Source organism: Streptomyces sp. CO7, assembly GCF_053474865.1.
In genome coordinates this window covers 17,926-23,083 of sequence record NZ_JBRIOU010000004.1, presented here as the reverse complement: position 1 = coordinate 23,083, position 5,158 = coordinate 17,926, and the positions used below count along the sequence as shown (strand labels likewise).

General features: G+C 69.3%; 6 protein-coding genes and 1 pseudogene. 3 read left to right on the top strand and 4 right to left on the bottom strand.

What is annotated here, in order from left to right; genetic code table 11:
* From ACOV8S_RS12780 to ACOV8S_RS12770, 3 genes and pseudogenes are all read left to right on the top strand, one after another.
* A pseudogene (locus tag ACOV8S_RS12780) lies at positions 1–203 on the top strand (S8 family serine peptidase); the annotation flags it as partial.
* 89 nt (positions 204–292) lie between these two features.
* Positions 293–634 (top strand): WXG100 family type VII secretion target, encoded by a 342-nt coding sequence (locus ACOV8S_RS12775; RefSeq protein ID WP_448317950.1) that lies wholly within the window; start codon positions 293–295, stop codon positions 632–634.
* A 66-nt stretch (positions 635–700) separates the two neighbouring features.
* Entirely contained in the window at positions 701–997 is a 297-nt protein-coding gene (locus ACOV8S_RS12770) for a WXG100 family type VII secretion target (RefSeq protein WP_448317949.1), read from the top strand.
* Positions 998–1,288: 291 nt separating this feature from the next.
* Here ACOV8S_RS12770 and ACOV8S_RS12765 read toward each other — a convergent pair whose 3' ends face one another.
* From ACOV8S_RS12765 to ACOV8S_RS12750, 4 genes are all read right to left on the bottom strand, one after another.
* Positions 1,289–1,861: a hypothetical protein gene (locus ACOV8S_RS12765; protein WP_448317948.1), complete on the bottom strand. Its 573-nt coding sequence runs from the start codon at positions 1,859–1,861 to the stop codon at positions 1,289–1,291.
* A gap of 113 nt (positions 1,862–1,974) precedes the next feature.
* Positions 1,975–4,311 (bottom strand): hypothetical protein, encoded by a 2,337-nt coding sequence (locus tag ACOV8S_RS12760; RefSeq protein WP_448317947.1) that lies wholly within the window; start codon positions 4,309–4,311, stop codon positions 1,975–1,977.
* 16 nt (positions 4,312–4,327) lie between these two features.
* Positions 4,328–4,831, bottom strand: coding sequence for a hypothetical protein (locus tag ACOV8S_RS12755; protein WP_448317946.1), 504 nt, complete (start codon positions 4,829–4,831; stop codon positions 4,328–4,330).
* A gap of 16 nt (positions 4,832–4,847) precedes the next feature.
* Positions 4,848–5,081 (bottom strand): hypothetical protein, encoded by a 234-nt coding sequence (locus ACOV8S_RS12750; RefSeq protein ID WP_448317945.1) that lies wholly within the window; start codon positions 5,079–5,081, stop codon positions 4,848–4,850.
* Positions 5,082–5,158: the final 77 nt, after the last annotated feature.

The window sequence follows — 5,158 nt, the reverse complement described above, 5'->3', positions numbered from 1 at the left end:
CCTCCAAGGCTCCCGCGGACGGCGCCGAGCCCGCCCCCGGCGGCAAGGGCGAGGAAGCCGGGGCGACGGACACGGACACCGCTGCCGCGCAGGACGGCGACAGCGGCGCCCTGTGGCCGATCGCCGGCGCGGCCGCCGCCGCTGTGGTGGTGATCGGAGGCGTCGTCGCCTTCGTCGTCATGCGGAAGCGGCGCACCGCCTGAGCCGATCACGGCATCCGCCCCGCACCGGACCACTCCGACCAACAGACCGACCGGCACATCAAGACCGCTGACGAAAGGGATCACAGGCCATGGCTTCAGATGGACAGCTTCTCCGGGACAGTGAGGTCGAAGCCCTCCAGAAGAACATCGTCGACCGCTTCGAGTCGATCAAGGGTCAGATGACCCGGCTGCAGGGCACCATCGACCAGCTCGAGGGCCACTGGCGGGGCATCGGCGCCGCGGCCTTCAACCGGAAGCAGGTCGAGATCAACGAGCACATGCGCGACATCGGCCAGCTGCTCGTGAAGTTCCTCGACAACATCAACATGACCCGCAGGGACAAGGACAACCTCGAGGACGAGGTGCGGGGCACGATCGACTCCATCGACGTGCAGTACGGCGGCAAGACCTCCGCGATCAGCGGCTACTGACCGCACGCCGGCGGGCCCCCGCACAGCAAGCACCCATCACGAGCATGAGACGAGGGAACCATGTCGATGAACCAAGATGAACTTGCCGTCAAGTACGGCGGGCTCGACGCCCTGACCACCGAGCTGGGCACCCAGGCGCAGAAGCTGGAGCAGGACCTCGGCGCGCTGAAGTCCGCGATCGCCCAGGCGGCGACGGGCTGGGAGGGCGAGGCCGCGACCGCCTTCCAGGAGGTCATGGTGGAGTGGGACAAGCACGCCAACGCCATCCACACGGCCCTGACGCAGATCGGCCAGAAGGTCTCCCAGGCCGGCGGTGACTACCGCGGTGGCGACCTGAAGGCGGCCAGCTACTTCCACGGCTGATCCACCGGCTACGGCTGATCCACCGGCCACGGCTGCTCCACAGGCCGAGCCGCAACACAGGAACCGGGGCGGGACGCGCACGGAGGGCGCCCCGCCCCGGTTCCTGTGTGTCCGAACCGGGGTCGCCCGCTCAGAGCTCCCCGGCCGACTCGCAGGCGTCCGACTTCTCGGCGGCCTTGGGATCACCGCACAGGTGCGGAACGGAGCGACCGCGGCGCTGGACAGCTGCAGGGGGTGCTCCCGGCGAAGGGCGAAGGGCGAAGGGCGACGGGTGGCCCGGGGCGACGGCCCTCAGCCCTGTCCCCGGCACAGGTCCGACGACCGGGCCTGCTCGGTGTACGCGGACGCGAGCCGCCTCATCGCCTTGGCGTCCCCGACGTCGTCGGCCAGTGCCTCGAGGGAGGCGTACAGCACCTGGTCCTCCTTGGGCGGAGTACATCCCGACAGGCGTGACACCGCGCCGCGTTCGGTGTACATCAGGTCGTCGTCGCCCTTGGTCGTACCGCCGTCCTTCATGCCGCGGTTGAGGCCGAAGAACTGGAAGATGCCGCCCCGGCGTTCACGCCACTCCAGCGAGGCGACGAAGACCTGCTCGCCGTCGACCCGCACCGAGCAACGCGCCTCGCCGTCGGACGGCCGGTCCTCCTTCACCGCCGCCTGCTCACCCGCGGGCAGGAAGGGCTCCAAGGCGTCGGCGGGGACCTTGGTGCCGCACAGCGACCCCGGCGTGCTGTAGGCACGCTCCGGTTCGCTCGAACAGCCGCTCAGCAGGCCCGCGGCGACAGCCGTGGCCAGACCCGCCGTGGACAGCGCGCGGACGGCGGACGGGAAACGGCGCACGGCACCGGTGAGTGAGTTGGACATGATCTGGCTTCCTCCGAACGGACGACATGGGCCGGCATACGCGGGGCCGTGGAACGACGGGGCCGGAACCACGGGGCCGGAACCACGGTGCGGGCCGGCCCCGGTCCCTGGCCTCAGCGGTCCGTCTGCAGCTCCGCGGCGACCTTGTCGCAGTATTCGCCACCGGCCGTGAAGCCCTGCCGGACCCCCGACCGGGCGGCCTCCGCCAGGTCGCCCGAGTCCTCGTGCCCGTGCGTCCGGGCCGCCTGCTCCGCGGCCCGGCGCACGTACTCCTTGGTGTGGTCCTCGCTGGTCTCCCAGGACTCGTTGATCTTCCCGGCGGCCTCGTCCAGCTCCGTGCCCTTCCCCTCGCCGAAGACGGCGTCGATCAGCGCGCTGCTGGCGGCGTCGGCGGCACCGCCCACGACCGCGCCCGCGATCGGACTGGCGATCAGTGAGGTGCCGGCGCCGACGACGGTGCCGACGCCCGCCGACACCAGGTCCTTGCGCTGCTGCACGGACTCCTCGTACTTCTTGTCCGCCTCCGCCGCGTCCCCGGCGATGCCTTCCTGGCGGCCGACGGCCAACGCGCCGCCGACCTCGCCCGCGCTGTGCGCGATCTCCTCGACCGTCCGGTTCAGGTCGTCCGGCAGGTACCGCTGCTCGACGGGCAGCGACGGATCGAGGTGGTAGTCCATGAGGTTGGCCACGTACGCCTTCTGCGCCACGTCCACGGCCGCGTACCCCTCCGGGTTCTGGCCCACGGTGAGCAGGAACCGGCTGACCTCGTGGTGCTGCATGCGCGCGTCCTCCCCGGCGACGGGGAAGAGGTTCATGATGCGCTGCTGCGCCTCCTTGTCGAGCGGGTCGGTGCTGTCCAGGTCGACGTCGGTCATCGAGCGGTTGATGTCGGGCAGGTACTCGGAGGCCATCTGGCCGAGACTGTCCGACATGAACCCGTGGTCGGTGAGCCGCTTGGGGTCGTCGGAGACCGAGCTGACCACCGACTCGAACAGCCGGGCCTGCTCCGCGTTGTGGGCGGGTGTGTCCGCGGTCGGCAGTTCGCCCGCCGGGTGACCGGTGGTCGCCGCCTCCAGCGCCAGCGCCAGGGTGTTGCGGCCGGTGTCGAGCTCGTCCCCGTCGAGGGCGTACTCCTTCGGCCACTCCCGCTCTTCGAAGAGGTACTGGAAGTTCGAGAGCGAGACCTTGCTCTTCTTGTCGTCCTCGCCGGTCTCCCGCTCGAACGGGTTGTCCTTGTCGTCCTTGTTCACGTACTCCTGGTTGAAGAAGTCCGTGGCCGCGTCCGGGCTGTTGGAGAGGGCCTTGAGGTAGCCGGTGAGCGGGTCGTCGCCGCTGTCGTCGCCCATCCGGTTCAGGCGAGCGTCCATGCCCATGTGGGTCCAGGCCATGTTGGCGTGCTCGCCGTTGCCGGTGAGCTGGCGCTCGGTCTGCATCAGCGCGTTGCCGTACCGGGTGAGGAAGCTGTCGTCGAAGTCGCCCGCGCGCATCAGGTTGCTCATCACCTGGAAGCCCATCGGGCCGTACCCGTCACGGCCGGTCGGCTTGTCGCCCAGGGCGATCATCCGGTTCTGCCAGTCCGCCATCGCGGGGGAGTCGCTCTGCGTGGCGGCGGCGAGGGTCAGGCTGAGGTTCTTCTGCAGGTCGCCGTACTGCTCGACGCGCTCGTAGCCGAGGCGGGCGCCGTAGTGCGGGTCGTTGATGCCGGTCCAGAAGTCCAGCACCCCCTTCGGACCGAGCGTGGTCGCGAAGGTCTCGGCGAACAACGGGTCGCCGGCGTGCTCCTTGAGGCCCGCGTTGAGGCGGTCGAACTCCTCGGGGGAGATGTCCTCGGGCTTCTGCTTGGCCAGCTTGGCCAGTTCCTCGGCGTCCCGCACGGCGTCCGCCGCGCCGTCGCGGTCGGAGTACTTGGCGTCGGAGAAGCCCAGACGGCTCTGGTCGGCTATCGCGGTGAGGACCTTGCGGGCGCTCTCGTCGCTCTCGGTGGCCTTGGTGAGTATCCCCTGCACCTCGTCCCGCAGGGCGGTGACGTCGCTCGCGTCGTGCTCGGGCGGTGTGTGACCCTTGGCGGCACGGTCGGGGTGGACGTTCATCGTCACGGTGAAGCCGCCGTCGCCGGTGTCCATGACAGTCAGGTTCTTCTTCAGGCCACGCTCGATCGCGTCCGTCAACTGCTGCTTGAAGGACTTCAGTTCGCCGGTCGTGTCCTTGAGGATGTTGTGGATCGTGGTGGCCTGGGTGTGGGCGTCCTGGAACTCCCCGGCCGTCTTGCCGATGAACTCCTTGGTCACCTGGCTGTTCTCGCCGGACCAGTTGGCCTTGTTCGCCGAGGCACGCAAGCCGTCCTGGGCGTCCTTGGCCAGGGTCTCGAGGTTCTTGGCAACCAAACCCCACTCCTCGACGGCTGCGTCGAGCTGAGCGAAATTGGCGAAACGGAGCGCACTGAGGTCCATCGTCGGCCTCCCCCTGTCAGTTCTTGTCGCTCTTGTCGCCGTAAGCCGGGTTGGGCTTCCCGGGGTCACCGACCCGCTCGTCGAAGCCCGCGTCCAAGGCGGTGATGCTGCTCATCTGACGCAGGATGTAGTCCTCGTCGTTGGCGTGGATCTTGCGCGTCACCTGCATGTGGTTGCTGATGTGCGCACAGGCGTCGAGCAGCGAGTTCAGCTGCGTGCTCCACCTCAGCGACACGTGGCTCAGCCCGGCGCCCAGCGCGAAGCCCTGGCCCGTCAGGTCGCGGGCGGCGCCGTCCACGGCCTCCTTGAGGCGGGCCTTGTCCCACAGCTGGTCGTAGAGGGTGTGCGCCTCCTTGCCGATGGCGACCAGGTCCTTCTGGTGGACCTCCAGGTCGCCCGCGGACGACGGCGGCCGGCCGGAGCCGCCGCCCATGTCGTCCGGCAGCCGGTTCAGCTGCATGTTGCCCGAGGCGCGTTCCGCCGCGTCGGACTTCAGCTGCTCCCACTCGTCCCATGCCATGAAGATCTCCCCCGATTCAGCTCGGTGACGGCGCCGTCGCCCACAGCCAGACGATCAGCGCCACGAATCCCAGCGAGCAGCAGACCAGCGCGACCCGCTGCCGTCGGTATGCCCCTTCCGAAGGCTCGTTGTGCTCCGGGTGGGCGTAGTTCTTCGCCTGGAAGCGCCACCACATCTTCTTCTGGTCGAGGAGCCCCAGCACGCCGGGTATCAGCGCGACCAGGATCCCGAACACCATCAGGCCGCCCATCAGTACGTCCCCTCCGGTACGAGGCCCGTCTGCACCAGCGGCTTGCCGCGCCGGCGCGAGACGAAGACGCCCCGCCC